Below are 16107 nucleotides of genomic sequence, written 5' to 3'. Positions count from 1 at the left end.
TCTCACCACGACCTCGGCGAGGGCGATCCCCGAGGCAGGGGCGGGCAGGGTGAAGGTGTGCGACCAGGCGGAGTCGGGGGCCCCCCCCCCCCCCCCGGGCGGGGGGGGGGGGCCCCCCCGCGGGCGTGCGCCCCGGTCCCCCACCACCCCGCACCCCGACCGTTCAGGCCCACTCCCCCTACGCCACCCCACGCAGCCCCCGTACGACGAACTGCCCCGCGCGCCCGTACGACGCCTCCGCGCGCCGTTCCCCCCTCGGCCCCCGGGGTCTACGCTGGACGGACACCCAAAGGTCCGACACCGGGCCCGCCGCCTCGGCTCCCCTCAACGCACGGCGGGCCCACGCGGACGGGACACGGCCAAGAGGCGCCCGGCGACGGGGTGTCACCCCACCCATGAGGCACGCCCCCGCAGTGGCCCTCCCCCGCCGCAGGCGCCCCCGGCCTCAGCCCCCCCGACTCCCTCACGGCGTATACAGATACGGCGTCGTCGTCCCCAACTTCGCGAACCCCAGCCCCTCCAGGATCGGCCTGCTGTCCTCCGACGCGTCGACCTGGAGGAACTCGTACCCCCGCTCATGGGCGATCCGGGCCCGGTAGGAGATCAGCGCCCGGTAGATGCCCTTGCCCCGCCACTCGGGGACCGTCCCCCCGCCCCACAGCCCCGCGAAGCGGGTGCCCGGGATCAGCTCCATGCGGGCGGAGCTGACCGGCTCGTCCCCGGCGAGGGCGACGACGGCGACGAGGATGTCCGGGTCCTCGGTGAGCCGTACCCGCAGCAGGTCGCGCAGCCAGGAGCCGTCCCGCCCGAAGGCCCGCTCGTTGGCGCGGACCATCAGCTCGACCCCGGCCATGTCGGTGACGGGCTCGATCCGCACGCCCTCGGGCGGTTCGGCCCCGGTGAGCTGGGTCTTCGTCTCGGCGATGAGGAGGGTCTCGGGGTCGTCGGGGACGAATCCGGCGGCCCGGAGGCGGGATTCGAGGTCGGCGGGCGTGTCGTGGGAGTACGTCTTCCACTCGAACTCGCGCCCGAGCCCCGTGTACAGCGCGACCTGCTCGGCGATCACCGCGTCGGCGTCGCCCGCGTCGAGCCCGGACCACAGGATGCCGCTCCACCCTTCCGCGGAGGAGATCTGCCGCACGACCGCGTCGGTGCGTTCGATGCGGGCGTCGGAGCTGTCGGGGCGGGCGCCCCGGCGCATCTCGCGGTCGTACAGGGCAAGGATGTCGGCATGGTTCATGCGGTCACTCCAGCACCCCGGCAGGCGCCCCACAACACAATTACGCTGCACAGACAGATCGTGCCCGCCCACCCGGGAGGACGTACGTGAAGGACTCGGAGCCGGCGCATCTGCGCCGTGCGGTGCGGCTCGCGGCCGAGGCGCTGGCCGCCGGGGACGAGCCGTTCGGGTCGGTGCTGGTCGGCGCCGACGGGACGGTCCTCGCGGAGGACCACAACCGGGTGGCCTCGGGTGACCGCACCCGCCACCCGGAGTTCGAGCTGGCCCGCTGGTCGGCGGCGCACGCCTGGGTGGGCCTGGGCCGGATCGTGTACGTCGCCTCGTCGCGGCAACTCACCGCGTGGCTCGCCGAGTTGGGTGTCCCGGCGCCACCGGTGCGCCCGCTCCCGGTCCAAGAGGTCGCGCCCGGCGTGCCGGTGACCGGCCCGGTGCCCGAACTCGCGGGTGAGGTACGGGAGTTGCACCGCCGTTTCCACACGCGCTGAGGGCCGTACCGGCTCGGTCGGTACGGCCCTCGGACGGCCCGGCGTGGTCGGCCTTCAGCGCACGGCCCGCGGCCGGAACCGCCGGTACAGCGCGGCCCCGCCGAGGACGAGCGCGGCACTCCCCGCGAGCAGCGCCTCCTGCCCGCCGCTGCCGGTGCTGGCCAGCGTGGCGTGCACCCCGGGGTCGGGGGCCTCCGCGCGCGGCACGGGCACGGGCTTGTGCGGCTGCGGGTGCTGGGGTGCCGGGTCGACGGGGCGGGCCGGCGGGTCCTCGTGGGAGGTGTTGACGGCCTCGTTGCCGAACGCCGGGTTGAGGGCGCCGACGACGTTCAGGCTGTTCCCGCTGATGTTCACGGGGATGTGCACGGGCAGTTCGACGGTGTTGCCGGACACGACGCCCGGCGAGTCGTGCGTCCGCCCGTCGGTGTGGGCGCCACCGCCGTTGGCGGCTCCCGACGTGCCCTTGCTCCCGGAGGAGTTGACGCACCTGTTGCCCATCGCCGGGTTGAGCAGTCCGACGACGTCCACGGTGTTGCCGCACACGTTGACCGGGATGTGCACCGGCACCTGGAGCGTGTTCCCGGAGGCCACACCCGGCGAGTCGGCGGTGGCGCCGTCCGCCGCGGAGTCGGCGTGGGCGGGCATCGTCACGGCCATCGCACCGGACGCGGCGACGACGGCGATCACGCCGTTTCGGGTCACCCGTCTCATGGGGTCCCTGCCTTCCAGTCAGAGGCGCGGGCGTTCCCCGCACCGGACACGGGCGTGTCGCCCGCACCGGTTAAAACGCGGGCGAACCATCGGAGTTATGGCTCATCGTCCTTTCACCCCATCGAGTGGCCTGCTTGTCGAACAGGCAGTAAAGCGGTCGAATCGGCCACCCGGGTGGCGTGCTCCGGCCGCGCGGGCGCGCAGGGTAACCCCGCTCCGCGCCCCCCGCACCTGGGCGGGCGAGGGTGCGCGACCCCGCCTATCGTGACCGTGGGCACTGCGCTCCGGGAGGCATCGATGCTGGTCACGTTGGTCGTCGCGGTCTCCCTGCTCGGTGCCGGGACGGCCGCGCCCGCCCCGGATCCCGCCGGCTTCTCCGGCCAGAAGGTCGCCTGGTCCCGCTGCGCCGGGCAGGACGTCCCGAAGGATCTGGAGTGCGGGAAGGTCACCGTCCCCCTCGACTACGCGCACCCCGCCGCCGGCACCCTCGAACTCGCGCTCGCCCGTTACCGGGCCACCGGCGAGAAGCGGGGCTCGGTGGTGCTGGACTTCGGCGGTCCCGGCGCGGCCGGGGTGCCCGAACTCGCCTACAACCGGCGTACGTTCGCCGATCTCACGAACCAGTACGACGTGGTCGCCTTCGATCCCCGGGGCGTCGGCCGTTCCTCGCCGGTGAGTTGCGGGGACTGGGCCTCGGACGAGGAGTCGTCCGGCGACGATCCACCGGCGCTCCTGGACCGGCTGCGGAAGATCGCCGGGCTCTGCGCGCGGCGGTCGGGGCCTGTCCTCCCGTACATCGGCACGGTGTTCGCCGCGCGCGACCTCGACGTGATCCGCTCCGCGCTGGGCGAGCGCAGGCTCAACTACCTGGGTTTCTCGTACGGGACACGGCTCGGGGCCGTGTACGCGGCGCACTTCCCGCGCCGGGTGGGGAGGCTGGCGCTCGACGGGGTGGACACGCTGACCGAACCGGTCGCCGAGCAGGGCATCGCGGGGGCGCGGGGACAGCAGGTGGCGTTGGACGACTTCACGGCCTGGTGCGCGCGGGGTCCGGCCTGCCCCCTCGGTGAGGAACCGCGTGCGGCCCGCGAGGCGGTCGTACGGCTGGTGAGGTCGCTGGACGAGAACCCCGTACACACCTACCTGGGCGGGGAGTTCACCGGCCAGGACCTCGTGGGCGCGCTGGGCCAGGCGCTGTATCGGAGGGACTCGTGGCCGTCGCTCCAGGTCGGGCTGGAACGGCTGACGCGGGACGGGGACCCGAGCGGGGTGCAGTCGTTCGCGGCGGGCGGCCTGGACGCGGCGCGCTCGAAGGCGGTTTCGGGCGGCTCCCACACCCCCCTCACCGACCCCTCCGACGTCCCTCTCGACAACATGGCCGCCGCCCTCATGGCGGTCAACTGTGCCGACGACCCCGACCGCCCCAGCGCCCGCGAGATCACCGACGGCCTCCCCGCCCTGCGCGCCGCCTTCCTGCGGGCGTCCCCCGTCTTCGGTCCGTACCGCCTCACCGAGACCCTGATGTGCTACGGGCGCCCGAAGGGGACGGAGTTCATCCGCGAGGACGTCAGGGATCTGCGGACGCCGAAGCTGCTCCTGGTCGGCACGCGGGGCGATCCGGCGACGCCGTACCGGTGGACGACGGAGACCGCGGCCCGCCTCGGCCCCGCCGCGGTCGTGCTCGACAACCGGGGTGAGGGGCACACCGGTTACGCGTCCTCGCGGTGTGTGCGGCGCACGGTGGACGACTTCCTGCGGTTCGGATCGCTGCCGCCGAGCGGGAGTTCGTGCGGGGCGGACGAGGAGCGGTAACCCCGCTCTCGACCTCGCGTGACACCCTGGTGACCGTCGCTGCGAGAGGAGCCGTGGACGTGACGGACTTGCTGGGTGTCGCCGTGCTGGGAGCCGGGCACATGGGGGCGGACCACATACGGCGGCTGGACCGGGTCGTCAGCGGGGCACGGGTCGTCGCCGTCGCCGACCCGGACACCGACCGGGCGAAGGAGGCTGCCGCGGGGATCGACGGCGTCACCGTGCACGCGGACGCCGAGGCGGCTCTCGCGGCGCCCGGCGTGGAGGCCGTCCTGATCGCCTCCCCGGGCCCGGCGCACGAGGCGGCGCTGCTCGCGGCGTTCGCGCGCGGTCTGCCGGTGCTGTGCGAGAAGCCGATGGTCCCGGACCCGGCGGGCGCGCTGCGGGTCGTGGAGGCGGAGGCGCGGCTCGGGCGCCGACTGGCGCAGGTGGGGTTCATGCGGCGCTACGACGCGGGGTATCAGCGCCTCAAGTCCGTCCTGGACGAAGGCGGGTTGGGCCGGACGCTGATGCTGCACTGCGTGCACCGCAACGCGGCCTCCCCGTCGTTCTTCACGAGCGAGATGCTGGTCGAGGACTCGGTGGCGCACGAGATCGACGCGGCGCGCTGGCTGCTGGGCGAGGAGCTGACGGCCGTGACGGTGCTGCGCCCGCGTCCGTCGGCCGGTGCGCCCGAGGGGCTGGCCGACCCGCTGTTCGTGGTGTTCGAGACGTCCGGCGGCGCCCTGGTGGACGTCGAGGTGTTCGTGAACTGCCGCTCCGGCTACCAGGTGCGCTGCGAGGCGGTCGGCGAGCACGGCAGCGCCCGCATCGGGGACGACCGGGGCGCGCTGCTCACCGTGTCGGGCACGGCGGCGACCGAGGTGCCGCAGGACTACGTGGTGCGCTTCGCGGATGCGTACGACCGTGAGGTGCGGGCGTGGGTGGACGCGACCCGGCGGGGGCGGGTGACGGGTCCGTCGGTGTGGGACGGGTACGCGGCGTCGGCGGTCGCGGCGGCGGGGGTGCGGTCGCTGCGCGAGGGTGGCCGGACGGTCGTGGAACTCGCCGGGCGGCCGGCGCTGTACGCCGGTGCGACGGGATAGCGCGTACGGGGTTCGAACACCCGGGTGGGGCTCCTGTGGCACTCTGAGGGAACCGGCAACTCCCGTGCACCGTCCACGACTTGGAGAGCGTGCGGCGTACGCGCCAGTAGCCGGGAAAGCCGTCCGGGAGGCCGGTGGCATATGCCGAACGCATCACCTGAAGGTGTGTTGCCAAATCCCTTACACGACGTCGCGCGCTGTGCAACAGTCGTAACGGCCTTTCCGTTCGGCAACCCCGGCCGAACCGTCCCCGCATCGGAGTGCGTCATGCCGTCCCCTCTCTCCGCGGACCGCCCGGCCGACCGGCCGGGCCCGGTCGACGCGTTGATATCGCAGGCGCGACAGTTGCGCGGGGACATGGACGCGGTGCGCCGGGACGCCCGGCCCACCGGCTGCGAGCCGGCGGACCTGTGGCAGCGCGCGCTGTACGACCTGGCCCTGCACCAGCTCAGCGATCTCGACGAGCACCTGGCCCAGTTGCGGGACGGGCCGCCCGGGGCAGCGGAGGCCGCGCCGACCGCTCCCCGGCGCGGCGCCCTGCTCAGCCGGGTCGGCAGCGCGGAGTGGAACCTGATGGCGGACGAGGCGGTGTGGTCGGCGGAATTCCACCGCATCCTGGGCCGCGATCCGGCGTCCCCGGCGCTGACCCTGGACGAGCTTCCGTCGCTGGTCCTGGAGGAGGACCGGCCGAAGCTGACGGCGATGGTGACGGACTGCCTCATCGACTCGCGGCCCATCGACGGCGAGTTCCGGGTCGTGCGGCCGGGCGGCGAGGTGCGCACGGTTCACCTGATGGGCGAGCCTGTGCTCGGCGCTGACGGATGCACCGCCTCGATGTGGGCGGTGCTGCGGGACGTCAGCGAACTGCGGCGCAGCCAGCGGGCGGTGACCGAGACCCGTGACTCGCTCCGCCGGGGCGGGCGGCGTCCGCGCACCGAGGCACGGCTCGCGGTCGAGTCGCGGGGAGCCGCGCCACCGCCCTGGTGCGGCTCCCTGCGACTCCCGCGCCAGGCGCCCCCCGTGCTGGACGTCGCAGGTCTCCACCTGCCCGCGGCGGGCGGCGCCCCGATCGGCGCGGACTGGTTCGACTCGGTCCAACTGCCGGGCGGCGACACGCTCTTGACGGTGGGTTCGCTGACCGGCAACGCGGAGTCGCTGGAGTCGACGACGACGATGCTGCTGGGCGCGCTGCGGGGCCTGGCGCTGGCCGGCACCGAGCCGGGCCGGCTGCTCGGGTTACTCGGGCAGTTGCTCGGCGCGGCGGAGCGGCCCGCGCTCGCCGGTGTCGTCTGCTGCCGCTACCGGCCCGCGACCCGCACCCTCACCTGGACCCAGGCGGGCCCCTGCGCCCCGCTGCTGGTGCGCGACGGCGCCGGGCGCCGCCTGGCCGGGCCGGGCGGCGCCCTCCTGGGCACCGCTCCGGGTGCCGTGCACCGCCCGTCCGAGACGGTCCTCGAACCGGGCGACCTGATCGTGCTGCACACCGCCCCCGACGCCCGTCCCGTCCTCACCTCCCGGCTCGTGGAGGCGAGGACGGCTCAGGAGGCCGCCGAGGCGGCAGCCGAACCCCACACCGGCGAGGACTCGGCGTGCGTGCTGGTGGCGAAGGTGCCGTAAGCCCCTCACAGCCGTAGCCCTGGCCTCACAGCCGTAGCCCTGGCCTCACAGACGTAGCCCTGACAAGCCCTGGCCCCCGCGCGCCCGCACACCGCGCGGGCCCTCACATCGCGACCACCGCCCCCCGGCCGCCCTTCGACCTCGGCAGCGCCGACTTGATCTCCTCCCGCAGCTGCGCGATCTTCGGCTCCTTCGCGTACGGCGCGGTGAGCCGGTACATGTCGCCCAGCCGGTCCCACGTCCGCAGCGAGGAGTTCGCCCCCATCGACGACAGGGCCTCGCGCGCGTAGTAGTGCGCGTGGTCCGCGTCCCCCGCGATGAACAGCGCCGACGCCATCGACAGGTGGTCGAAGATCTTCGACCGCTGCTGGGCGTCGTCCCGCAGGGCGAGCGCCTTGTCGGCGAAGTACTGCGCCTGCGCCGCCGCGCTCGGGTCGTGCTCGGCGAGGGTGCGGTAGGCGAGGCCCTGCATGCCGTACAGGTCGGCCTCGTTGAAGAGCTGCATCCAGGACGGGGTCGGGCCGTCGTCCTGGGCGGAGGTGAACAGGTCCTCCGCCTTGCCGAGGGTGCGGCGCATGGCCTGGCCCTTGCCCTCGGACGCCTGCGCCCACGCCTCGACGGTGTGGAACATGGCCCGGGTGCGCGGCAGGGTCTCGGGACCGGCGCCGGACTGGGCGAGCCGCATCAGATCGAGGGCCTCGCCGGGCTTGCCCAGGTGCACCATCTGACGGGCCGCCCGCGACAGGGCCTCGCTGGCGCGGGGCCGGTCACCGCCCTCGCGGGCGGCGTGGGCGGCGATCAGGAAGTACTTCTGGGCGGTCGGTTCGAGGCCGACGTCGTGGGACATCCAGCCCGCGAGGACGGCGAGGTTGGCGGCGACGCCCCACAGGCGGCGCTGGAGGTGGGCCGGGTGGCGGTAGGCGAGCATGCCGCCCACCTCGTTGAGCTGTCCCACCACCGCCTTGCGCTGGAGTCCCCCGCCCCGGGCGGCGTCCCAGGCGCGGAACACCTCCACGGAGCGCTCCAGCGCCTCGATCTCCTCGGCCCCGATGGGGGCGGCCTCGTAGCGGTCGAACCCCACCGGGTCGGCGTTCAGGGGGTGGTCGAGGACGGGAGCGTCGGCGGACAGGATCGGGTCGGTGTGCAGCCAGTCGTACATGGCGTTGCTGAGGGCGGAGCCCGCGGCGAGCGCGGCGCCCGCGCCCACCAGGCCGCGTCGGTTGAGCATGAGGTCCATTCCCGTGAATTCGGTGAGGAACGCGACCGTCCGGTCGGGCGTCCACGGAACCCCGTCGGGGCGCTCAGCGCTCCCGCCGCTCTGCCGTTTCCCCGGGCGCCCGTGCCGGACCAGACCGAGGTCCTCGATGGTCACGACACGGCCGAGACGCTCGGTGAACAGGGCTGCCAGCACCCGCGGCACCGGGTCGCGCGGGATCTCTCCCGTGTCGATCCAGCGCCGTACCCGCGAGGTGTCGGTGGACAGTTGGGGGTGGCCCATGGCCGCCGCCTGCCGGTTCACCAGTCTCGCGAGTTCCCCCTTGGACCAGCCGGCCAGGCCGAACAGGTCCGACAGTCGGGTGTTGGGTTCTCCGCTCACGTCAAGCCCCCAGGTTCTCGGCTGGAGTTGACACTAGCCGCGCCGGGGTTGCCTAGCGACTATTCGCCAGGGTTCGCCAGGGTCCGCCACGTGGTGTGCCACGGCCGATCGGGTGTCAGGTAGGAACGCGCCACCCCGACCCGGTCGTCCGGAGACACTCCCCAGGGTGCACCCGGGCTCCGGGTCGGGCCGCGCACCTACGTCGCAGGCACACGAAGGGATCTGTCCAGCCCATGTACGCAGCATCGTCCTCCGTGTCCGCGCCGCCCCGGCCCTCCTACCCCCGTCAGGGTGGTGGCGGCCCCTATCTGGCACCCGTCGCCCCCGGCATGGTGCGGCAGCGTCGGCCCGCCGGCGCGGTCGCTCAACCCCTCAGCGGCAGACTGGACCTGTCGGGCCCTCAGGGCGCCCAGTTGCGCACCGCGCTCGCCTCCGTGCACCGGATCTGCCCGGACTTCACCCCCGTGCAGGTGCTGCGCCGCACCGGCCGTTCGGTCCTCCTGGTGGGGACGACGGGACGCAAGCAGGCCGTGGCGAAGTGTCTGCTCGACCACTCGCCCGCGTGGGCGGAGCGCGGCCGGCACGAGATAGCCGCGTACCGCACGTTCGTGCGGCAGCGTCCGCCGGTGCGCACGCCCCGGCTGATCGCGGCGGACCCGGAGAACTGCGTCCTGGTCATCGAGCGGATGCCCGGCCGGGTCGCGGCGCTGACCCGGCATCCGGTCCAGGCGCCGCCGCGCGCCGACATCCGGGCGGCGCTGACCGCCGTGTGCCGGCTGAACTCGTGGCGGCCCCCGGCAGGCACGTTCGACGCGCCGCTCGACTACGCGGCCCGGATCTCCCGCTACCACGAGCTGGGCCTGCTGACCGACCGCGACCTCGGTGACCTGCAGAAGCTCCTGCACGGCATCGCGCAGTCGGCGGGCCGGGGCGGGATGGGCCAGTTCTGCCACGGCGACGCGCTGCTGTCGAACCTGCTGCTGTCCCCGGCGGGCCCGGTGCTGGTGGACTGGGAGCACGCGGGCTGGTACCTGCCCGGCTACGACCTGGCGGTCCTGTGGTCGGTCCTGGCGGACGCGCCGGACGCCCGCCGCCAGATCAGCCAGCTCGCCCAGGCGGCGGGCCCGGCGTCCCGGGACGCCTTCCTGGTGAACCTGATGCTGGTCCTGACGCGGGAGATCCGCACCTACGAGACGGCGGTCCAGCGCGCCCTGCACGAGCCGGCGCCCGCCCACGGCGCGCTGCCGTCCGGTGAGGAACAGCGGCTGCTGCTGCGGCGGTTGCACGACGACAGCCAGATGGCGCGGCGCGCGGTGCGGGCGGCGGTCGGCACGCGCTGACCCGGACCTCCCCGACCGAGGGCCTGCGGTGCGCCAGAGCGGCGGCGCATCGCAGGTCCTCAGCGCGTGCCGGTGCGGCGAAACGCGCAGCGTCCTGCCGTGACAAGGGCGAACGCCTCCTCCCGGGCATGATTGACGGAGCGTCAGCGGGCCGGTAGCACGGATACCGTCCGGCCCGCGCGATCCCCCACAGGAGGCCGCATTGCCCAGACGTATCCCCCAGGCCGTCGCCTCGGCGGCCCTTCTGCTCCCGCTGCTGGCCGCCGCCCCGCCCCGTGACTCGGGCACGGCCCGCCTCGCCCTGAACCGCGCGTTCACCTCGGCGTCGGCCGAGTACGGCGTCCCGCGCAGCGTCCTGCTCGGCGTCTCCTACCTCCAGTCCCGCTGGGACGACCACGCCGGCGCCCCCAGCGTCACCGGCGGCTACGGCCCGATGCACCTGACGGACGCGCGGACGGCCCTGACGGGCGCCTCGCACCACAGCGAGGGCGAGGAGGACCCGCGCGGGGACTCGGCGCGTCCGGCGCTGCGCCCGTCGGCCGTCCCCGCACGGAGCGTCGACGCCCCCCGCCTGCGCACCCTCCCCCGCGCCGCCGCCCTCACCGGCCTCTCCCCCGAGGCCCTGCGCACCGACCCCGCCGCGAACGTCGAGGGCGGCGCGGCCCTGCTCGCCGACGCCCAGCGTGCCCTGGGCGAGCCCCTCAGCGCCGACCCCGCCGACTGGTACGCGGCGGTGGCCCGCTTCTCCGGCGCCGACGACACGGCGACGGCAGCGGCGTACGCCGACGACGTGTACGAGGTGCTGCGCGCCGGCGAGGAACGGACCACGGACGCCGGTCAGTTCGTCAGCCTCGCTGCGCAGCCCCGACTGGCCCCGGACCGGGGTCAGTTGGCGCACGCCGGGCTGCGCGGGCCGGTGACCAGGGGGACCGAGTGCCCCAAGGGCGTGTCCTGCGAGTGGATCCCGGCGCCGTACGAGGAGTTCGGCGACAAGGACTACGGCAACCACGACCTCGCGAACCGTCCGGTTTCGCAGAAGGTCCGGTACATCGTCGTCCACGACACGGAGGGCGCCTGGGAGGGCGTCCTGAACATGGTCCAGGACCCGACGTACGTGTCCTGGCACTACACCCTGCGCTCCACCGACGGCCACATCGCGCAGCACGTCAAGACGAAGGACGTGGCCTGGCACGCGGGGAACTGGTACGTCAACGCGGGCTCCGTCGGCATCGAGCACGAGGGGTTCCTCGCCCAGCCGGACGCCTGGTACACGGAGGCCATGTACCGCGCCTCGGCCCGCCTGGTCCGCTACCTGGCGCAGCGCTACGGCGTACCGCTGGACCGCCAGCACATCTTGGGCCACGACAACGTGCCCGGTCCGACGACCGCGAACGTGCCCGGGATGCACACCGACCCCGGCCCGTACTGGGACTGGCGGCACTACTTCGAGCTGCTGAAGGCGCCGATCCGGGCGACCGCGCAGGGGCACGGCGGGCTGGTGACGATCCGCCCCTCGTACGACGCGAACCGGCCCTCCTACACGGACTGCGTCACCAAGGGCGTGCCCTGCCCGGACCACGGGTCCAGCGAGGTGCGCCTGTACACCGGCCCCGGTGAGACGTATCCGCTGGTCAAGGACGTCGGCCGGGGCACGGAGCCGACGACCGGCGTCAACGACATCTCCTCGCGGGTCTCGACCGGCCAGCAGTACGCGGTCGCGGGCCGCCGGGGAGACTGGACGGCGATCTGGTACCTGGGACAGAAGGCGTGGTTCAAGAACCCCCGCAAGCACGCGACGGCCGTGCACGCGGCGGGCCCGGTCGCGCGGGCCAAGGCGGGCCGGACCTCGGTGCCGGTGTACGGCAGGGCCTACCCGGAGGCGTCCGCGTACCCGAAGGGCGTCCCGGTCCAGGCGGTGTCGCCGCTGTCGTACACCCTGCCCGCCGGGCAGTCGTACGTGGTCGGCGGCGAGGTGCCGGGCGAGTACTACTACGCGGTCACCTTCGCCACCGACACGCACCAGGTCGTCGTCGGCAAGGACCAGTACTACGAGATCCAGTACGGGCACCGGGTCGCGTACGTCCGCGCCGCCGATGTGGACGTCGTGCCCTCGGTCAGGGGGTGAGGCCGGTCAGCCCTGCTGGAACAGCTCCGCCGGGAGCGGCTTCAGGAGGGCGTAGAGGTCGTCCGTGATGGGGCGGTCCCAGGCGGCGATGGTCACCAGGACGTTGTCGCTGCGGTCGAACTGGACGCAGGAGATCCGGCTCTCGGAGAGCTTGAGGCGCCGGACGATGAGGAGGTTGTCGCCCTGCATCACCGGCATGTCCTCGGTGCCGGTGACGGTGACCTCCTCGTCGTTCTCCAGCGCGATCAGCAGCTGCGCGACCTCGAAGGGGATCTCGCCGTCGGCGGTGTCCCGCGCCGGGGAGCCCTCGGGGAGGTTGCCGATGATCATCGCGGGGCCGCGGCCGCCGAAGAGGTCGTAGCGCAGGAAGACGCCCTGGCAGGTGCCGTCGGGCGCGGGGAGGAGGCCGGCGCCGAGGTTGCCGGGCCAGTCGCCCGGGTCCATGGCGAGGACGTCGAAATCGGGGCCGGCGGGGGTTGCGCTTCGGCGGCGGAGGAACGACATACGGCCATCGTACGGGGTGGCGGGGGTGCGTGGCCGAGCGCGGGTCGGATGAGGGTGGAGCACGGGTACGGGCCCCCGCGCGCGGTGTCCGTGCCGCGGGGGCCCGTGCGCGCCGCTCAGGTCAGGTCGAACTCGCCCTCACGGGCGCCCGAGACGAACGCGCCCCACTCCGCGGGGGTGAACACGATGGACGGGCTCTCGGGGCGGCTGTTGTTGCGCATCGCGATGAAGCCTTCGACGAAGGCTATCTGGACATCTCCCAGGCCCCGGCTGCCCGGCTGCCACTGTGCCTCGCTGAGGTCCAGGTCCGGCTTGTCCCAGCCCGCCAACGGCTGCTGCTGGATGGTGCTTTCGGCCACGTCCGTGCTCCTCCCGGTTCCGTCGTCCGCGGGTCAGCCTAGCGATCGGCTCCGGGCCCCGACAGAGCACGTCGGCCGTGCCTTTCAGGAGTCGGGCGCCTCGGCTCCGACCAGCCACATGGAGAAGAACTGGGAGCCGCCGCCGTACGCGTGTCCCAGCACCCGGCGGGCGCCGTCCACCTGGTGGTCACCGGCCTGGCCGCGGACCTGGAGGGCGGCCTCCGCGAAGCGGATCATGCCGGAGGCGCCGATGGGGTTGGTGGACAGGACGCCGCCGGACATGTCGACGGGGAGGTCGCCGTCGAGTTCGGTCACCCCGGACTCGGTGAGCTTCCAGCCCTCGCCCTCGTCGGCGAAGCCGAGGTTCTCCAGCCACATCGGCTCGTACCAGGAGAAGGGCACGTACATCTCGACGGCGTCGATCTCGCGGCGCGGGTCGGTGATCCCGGCCTGCCGGTACACGTCGGCCGCGCAGTCCTTGCCCGCCTGGGGGGACACCGCGTCCTTGCCCGCGAACAGGGTGGGTTCGCTGCGCATCGCGCCGCCCAGCATCCAGGCGGGCGACCGGGGCGAACGCGCCGCGCCCGCACGGTCGGTGAGGACCATCGCGCAGGCCCCGTCGGAGGAGGGGCAGGTCTCGGAGTACCGGATCGGGTCCCACAGCATGGGCGAGGACTGGACCTTGTCGAGGGTGATGTCGTGCTCGTGGAGGTGGGCGTACGGGTTCTTGAGGGCGTTGCGCCGGTCCTTGTACGCCACGAGCGAGCCGATGGTGTCGGGGGCGCCGCTGCGCCGGATGTACGCCCGTACGTGCGGGGCGAAGAAGCCGCCCGCGCCCGCGAGCAGCGGCTGCTGGAAGGGGATCGGCAGGGACAGGCCCCACATCGCGTTGGACTCGGACTGCTTCTCGAACGCGAGGGTGAGGACGGTCGTGTGGACGCGTGAGGCGACAAGGCTCGCCGCCACCAGGGCGGTCGACCCGCCGACGCTCCCCGCCGTGTGCACCCGCAGCATCGGCTTCCCGACGGCGCCGAGCGCGTCCGCGAGGTACAGCTCGGGCATCATCACGCCCTCGAAGAAGTCGGGCGCCTTGCCGATGACGACGGCGTCGACGTCGGCCCAGCTCAACTCGGCGTCTTCCAGCGCCCGTTGGGCGGCCTCCCGGACCAACCCGGCGATGGACACGTCCCGTCGGGCCGCGACGTGCTTGGTCTGGCCGATCCCGACGACGGCCACCGGTTCCTTGCTCATCGCGGATCCCCTTCCAGGACGGCGACCAGGTTCTGCTGGAGGCAGGGCCCGGAGGTGGCGTGGGCGAGCGCCCGGTCGGCCTCGCTGCGCTGTACGCGGGTCGCGGCCTCGCCGATGCGGATCAGCCCCGCCGCCATCACCGGGTTGGAGGCGAGCGCCCCGCCGGAGAGGTTGACGCGCACACTGTCGTCGAGCTTGAGCGCCTTGCGCAGGACGACTTCCTGGGAGGTGAAGGGGGCGTGCAACTCGGCGGTGTCGACGGGCCGTTCGAAGACGCCGGCCTTCTCGGCGGCGAGGCGGGTCGACGGGGAGTCGGTGAGGTCGCGCACGCCGAGGGAGTGGGCCTCGATGCGGTGGTCGATGCCGCGTATCCAGGCGGGCCGGTCGCACAGCTCCCGCGCCCTGTCTCCGGCGGCGAGGATCACGGCCGCCGCCCCGTCGCCGACCGGCGGGCAGTCGCCGTGCCGCAGCGGCGCCACCACGTACTCGCCCTGCGGATGCGCACCCCGTTGCTGTGCGTGGGGGTTGAGGGTGGCGGCCCGCCTGCTGCGGGCGGCGATCTCGGCGAGTTCGCGTTCGTCGGTGTCGCCCGCGTCGATGAGGGCCCGCGCCTGGAGGGCGGCGAGCGCGACGGAGTCGGGCCACAGGGGGGCGACGTAGTACGGGTCGAGCTGGCGGGTGAGGACGTCGCGGAGACGGCCTGGCGAGGACTTGCCGTACGAGTAGACGAGCGCCGTGTCGGCGTCCCCCGTAAGGAGTTTGACCCACGCCTCGTACAGGGCCCAGGCGCCGTCCATCTCGACGTGGGACTCCGCGATCGGCGGCCAGGCGCCGACGCCGTCGAGGGCGAGGGTGAAGGAGAAGGCGCGGCCCGCGAGGTAGTCGGAGGAGCCGGAGCAGGTGAAGCCGATGTCGGCCGTCTTGAGGCCGGTGCGGTCCAGGACCTCGTGCAGGACCGGCATCAGCATCTCGACCTCGGACGACTCCTCGGTGGTGCGCCGGACGTCGCTCTGCGCGAAGGCGACGACCGCTATGTCCCGGGTCACGTCAGCTCCTTGTACGTGTCGTAGTCCGCGTCCGGTTCGCCGGTGGGCCGGTAGTGGTCGGGGTAGCGGGCGCCTTCCGCCCAGACGGGTTCGACGCGCAGGCCCATGCGGACCTGGTCGTAGGGGATGCCCGCGATGCGTCCGTGCAGGGCCAGGCCGGCGCCGTCGAGGACGATGTGGCCGTAGACGTACGGGACTTCTATGTCGAGGTTCTTCGCCTTGATGTTGACGACGCAGAACGTGGTGACCGTGCCCGCCGGGCCGACCTCGACCTGTTCGGCGGTGGCGACGCCGCAGGTGGGGCAGGCGCCGCGCGGGGGGACGTACACCTTGCGGCAGCGGGGGCAGCGTTCGCCGACCGTGCGCTGTTCGGAGAGGGCGGCGATGTAGGCGGTCTGGGCGCGGCCGGGCGAGTAGGTGTAGTCGAGGCGGGCGGGGGCGACGATGCCGGTGACAGGGGCCGCGAACTCGCCGGTGTGGCCCGAGAGTTCGGGGGTCTCGCCGTCGTACGGCTCGAAGCAGGCGATGTCGGTGATGGCGCCCTCGCGTTCGTCGGCCCAGCGGATGCGGACGCGCATGCCGGTGTGGACGGTGTCGGCGTCGACGGCGTGCAGGAGGGCGGTGTCGGCGCCGTCGAGACGGATCAGGGCCCAGGCGAAGGGGGTGGCGAGGGGCTGGGCGCGGCGGGGTGCGGGGTTGTGGGCCCAGGTGGTGACCGTGCCGGTGGGGGCGACCTCAACCAGGTCGCGGAGTTCCTCGGCGGTGACGGGGTCGTACTCGACGGGCGGGACGAGGACGCGGCCGTCGGTGGTGCGGACGCCCAGCACGGTCTTCTCGCGCAGGCCGGTGAGGAAGGCGCTCTGGACGGGGCCGAGGGAGCGGGTGAAGGGGAACTCGACGACGAGCGGTGCCTTGAGCACGGGTGTTGCTCCTTC

Annotated in this window: 14 protein-coding genes; 6 read left to right on the top strand and 8 right to left on the bottom strand. The window is 73.7% G+C overall.

Going from position 1 to position 16107, the window contains the following annotated elements; translation table 11 throughout:
* Nucleotides 1–463 precede the first annotated feature (463 nt).
* Nucleotides 464–1240 carry a GNAT family N-acetyltransferase gene (locus ACLZOT_RS40215; RefSeq protein ID WP_416974138.1) on the bottom strand — a complete coding sequence of 259 codons (777 nt, stop codon included), beginning with the start codon at nt 1238–1240 and terminating at the stop codon, nt 464–466.
* A gap of 86 nt (nt 1241–1326) precedes the next feature.
* Here ACLZOT_RS40215 and ACLZOT_RS40210 point away from each other — a divergent pair, with 86 nt between their 5' ends.
* A complete protein-coding gene (locus tag ACLZOT_RS40210) occupies nt 1327–1725 on the top strand; it encodes a nucleoside deaminase (protein ID WP_416974137.1) in 399 nt (132 codons plus the stop codon).
* Between the two features lie 54 nt (nt 1726–1779).
* On the opposite strand, the gene ACLZOT_RS40205 is transcribed toward ACLZOT_RS40210, so the two are convergent.
* Entirely contained in the window at nt 1780–2436 is a 657-nt protein-coding gene (locus ACLZOT_RS40205; protein ID WP_416974136.1) for a chaplin family protein, read from the bottom strand.
* Nucleotides 2437–2733: 297 nt separating this feature from the next.
* On the opposite strand from ACLZOT_RS40205, the gene ACLZOT_RS40200 reads away from it, so the two are divergent.
* From ACLZOT_RS40200 to ACLZOT_RS40190, 3 genes are all read left to right on the top strand, one after another.
* Nucleotides 2734–4248: an alpha/beta hydrolase gene (locus tag ACLZOT_RS40200; protein WP_416974135.1), complete on the top strand. Its 1515-nt coding sequence runs from the start codon at nt 2734–2736 to the stop codon at nt 4246–4248.
* 59 nt (nt 4249–4307) lie between these two features.
* On the top strand, nt 4308–5333 hold the full coding sequence (locus ACLZOT_RS40195) for a Gfo/Idh/MocA family protein (protein ID WP_416974134.1): 1026 nt from the start codon (nt 4308–4310) through the stop codon (nt 5331–5333).
* 267 nt (nt 5334–5600) lie between these two features.
* Nucleotides 5601–6950 (top strand): SpoIIE family protein phosphatase, encoded by a 1350-nt coding sequence (locus ACLZOT_RS40190; RefSeq protein WP_416974133.1) that lies wholly within the window; start codon nt 5601–5603, stop codon nt 6948–6950.
* A 103-nt stretch (nt 6951–7053) separates the two neighbouring features.
* Here the strand turns inward: ACLZOT_RS40190 and ACLZOT_RS40185 are convergent, their stop codons facing one another.
* Complete coding sequence (locus ACLZOT_RS40185) at nt 7054–8547, bottom strand: hypothetical protein (RefSeq protein WP_416974132.1); 1494 nt, start codon at nt 8545–8547, stop codon at nt 7054–7056.
* Between the two features lie 233 nt (nt 8548–8780).
* Between ACLZOT_RS40185 and ACLZOT_RS40180 the strand changes: the two genes are divergently transcribed.
* Both ACLZOT_RS40180 and ACLZOT_RS40175 read left to right on the top strand, forming a co-directional pair.
* The gene (locus ACLZOT_RS40180; protein ID WP_416974131.1) at nt 8781–9887 is read left to right on the top strand and encodes an aminoglycoside phosphotransferase family protein; all 1107 of its coding nucleotides are present in this window, start codon (nt 8781–8783) and stop codon (nt 9885–9887) included.
* A gap of 202 nt (nt 9888–10089) precedes the next feature.
* On the top strand, nt 10090–12012 hold the full coding sequence (locus ACLZOT_RS40175) for an N-acetylmuramoyl-L-alanine amidase (protein ID WP_416974130.1): 1923 nt from the start codon (nt 10090–10092) through the stop codon (nt 12010–12012).
* 6 nt (nt 12013–12018) lie between these two features.
* Here ACLZOT_RS40175 and ACLZOT_RS40170 read toward each other — a convergent pair whose 3' ends face one another.
* The 5 genes from ACLZOT_RS40170 to ACLZOT_RS40150 form a co-directional block, all read right to left on the bottom strand.
* The gene (locus tag ACLZOT_RS40170; protein WP_416974129.1) at nt 12019–12516 is read right to left on the bottom strand and encodes a hypothetical protein; all 498 of its coding nucleotides are present in this window, start codon (nt 12514–12516) and stop codon (nt 12019–12021) included.
* Between the two features lie 116 nt (nt 12517–12632).
* Nucleotides 12633–12875 carry a DUF397 domain-containing protein gene (locus tag ACLZOT_RS40165; protein WP_416974128.1) on the bottom strand — a complete coding sequence of 81 codons (243 nt, stop codon included), beginning with the start codon at nt 12873–12875 and terminating at the stop codon, nt 12633–12635.
* Nucleotides 12876–12959: 84 nt separating this feature from the next.
* Nucleotides 12960–14126: a thiolase domain-containing protein gene (locus tag ACLZOT_RS40160; RefSeq protein ID WP_416974127.1), complete on the bottom strand. Its 1167-nt coding sequence runs from the start codon at nt 14124–14126 to the stop codon at nt 12960–12962.
* Nucleotides 14123–15172, bottom strand: a complete 1050-nt coding sequence (locus tag ACLZOT_RS40155) for a thiolase domain-containing protein (protein WP_416974126.1) — start codon at nt 15170–15172, stop codon at nt 14123–14125. Before ACLZOT_RS40155 ends, ACLZOT_RS40160 begins: the two co-directional genes overlap by 4 nt.
* On the bottom strand, nt 15169–16092 hold the full coding sequence (locus ACLZOT_RS40150) for a Zn-ribbon domain-containing OB-fold protein (protein WP_416974125.1): 924 nt from the start codon (nt 16090–16092) through the stop codon (nt 15169–15171). The genes ACLZOT_RS40155 and ACLZOT_RS40150 overlap by 4 nt, the downstream gene beginning before the upstream one ends.
* Nucleotides 16093–16107 lie beyond the last annotated feature (15 nt).

The sequence above is a fragment of the Streptomyces sp. 4F14 genome (genome assembly GCF_048159485.1).
Classification (GTDB): domain Bacteria; phylum Actinomycetota; class Actinomycetes; order Streptomycetales; family Streptomycetaceae; genus Streptomyces.
Note: the sequence above shows the minus strand (reverse complement) of the source record. Positions and strands in the feature narration are given on the sequence as shown.

Bases quoted from the DNA above. Each gene is read 5' to 3' on its own strand.
- ACLZOT_RS40215 (WP_416974138.1), bottom strand. From the start codon at position 1,240: ATGAACCATGCCGACATCCTTGCCCTGTACGACCGCGAGATGCGCCGG.
- ACLZOT_RS40205 (WP_416974136.1), bottom strand. From the start codon at position 2,436: ATGAGACGGGTGACCCGAAACGGCGTGATCGCCGTCGTCGCCGCGTCC.
- ACLZOT_RS40200 (WP_416974135.1), top strand. From the start codon at position 2,734: ATGCTGGTCACGTTGGTCGTCGCGGTCTCCCTGCTCGGTGCCGGGACG.
- ACLZOT_RS40190 (WP_416974133.1), top strand. From the start codon at position 5,601: ATGCCGTCCCCTCTCTCCGCGGACCGCCCGGCCGACCGGCCGGGCCCG.
- ACLZOT_RS40180 (WP_416974131.1), top strand. From the start codon at position 8,781: ATGTACGCAGCATCGTCCTCCGTGTCCGCGCCGCCCCGGCCCTCCTAC.
- ACLZOT_RS40170 (WP_416974129.1), bottom strand. From the start codon at position 12,516: ATGTCGTTCCTCCGCCGCCGAAGCGCAACCCCCGCCGGCCCCGATTTC.
- ACLZOT_RS40160 (WP_416974127.1), bottom strand. From the start codon at position 14,126: ATGAGCAAGGAACCGGTGGCCGTCGTCGGGATCGGCCAGACCAAGCAC.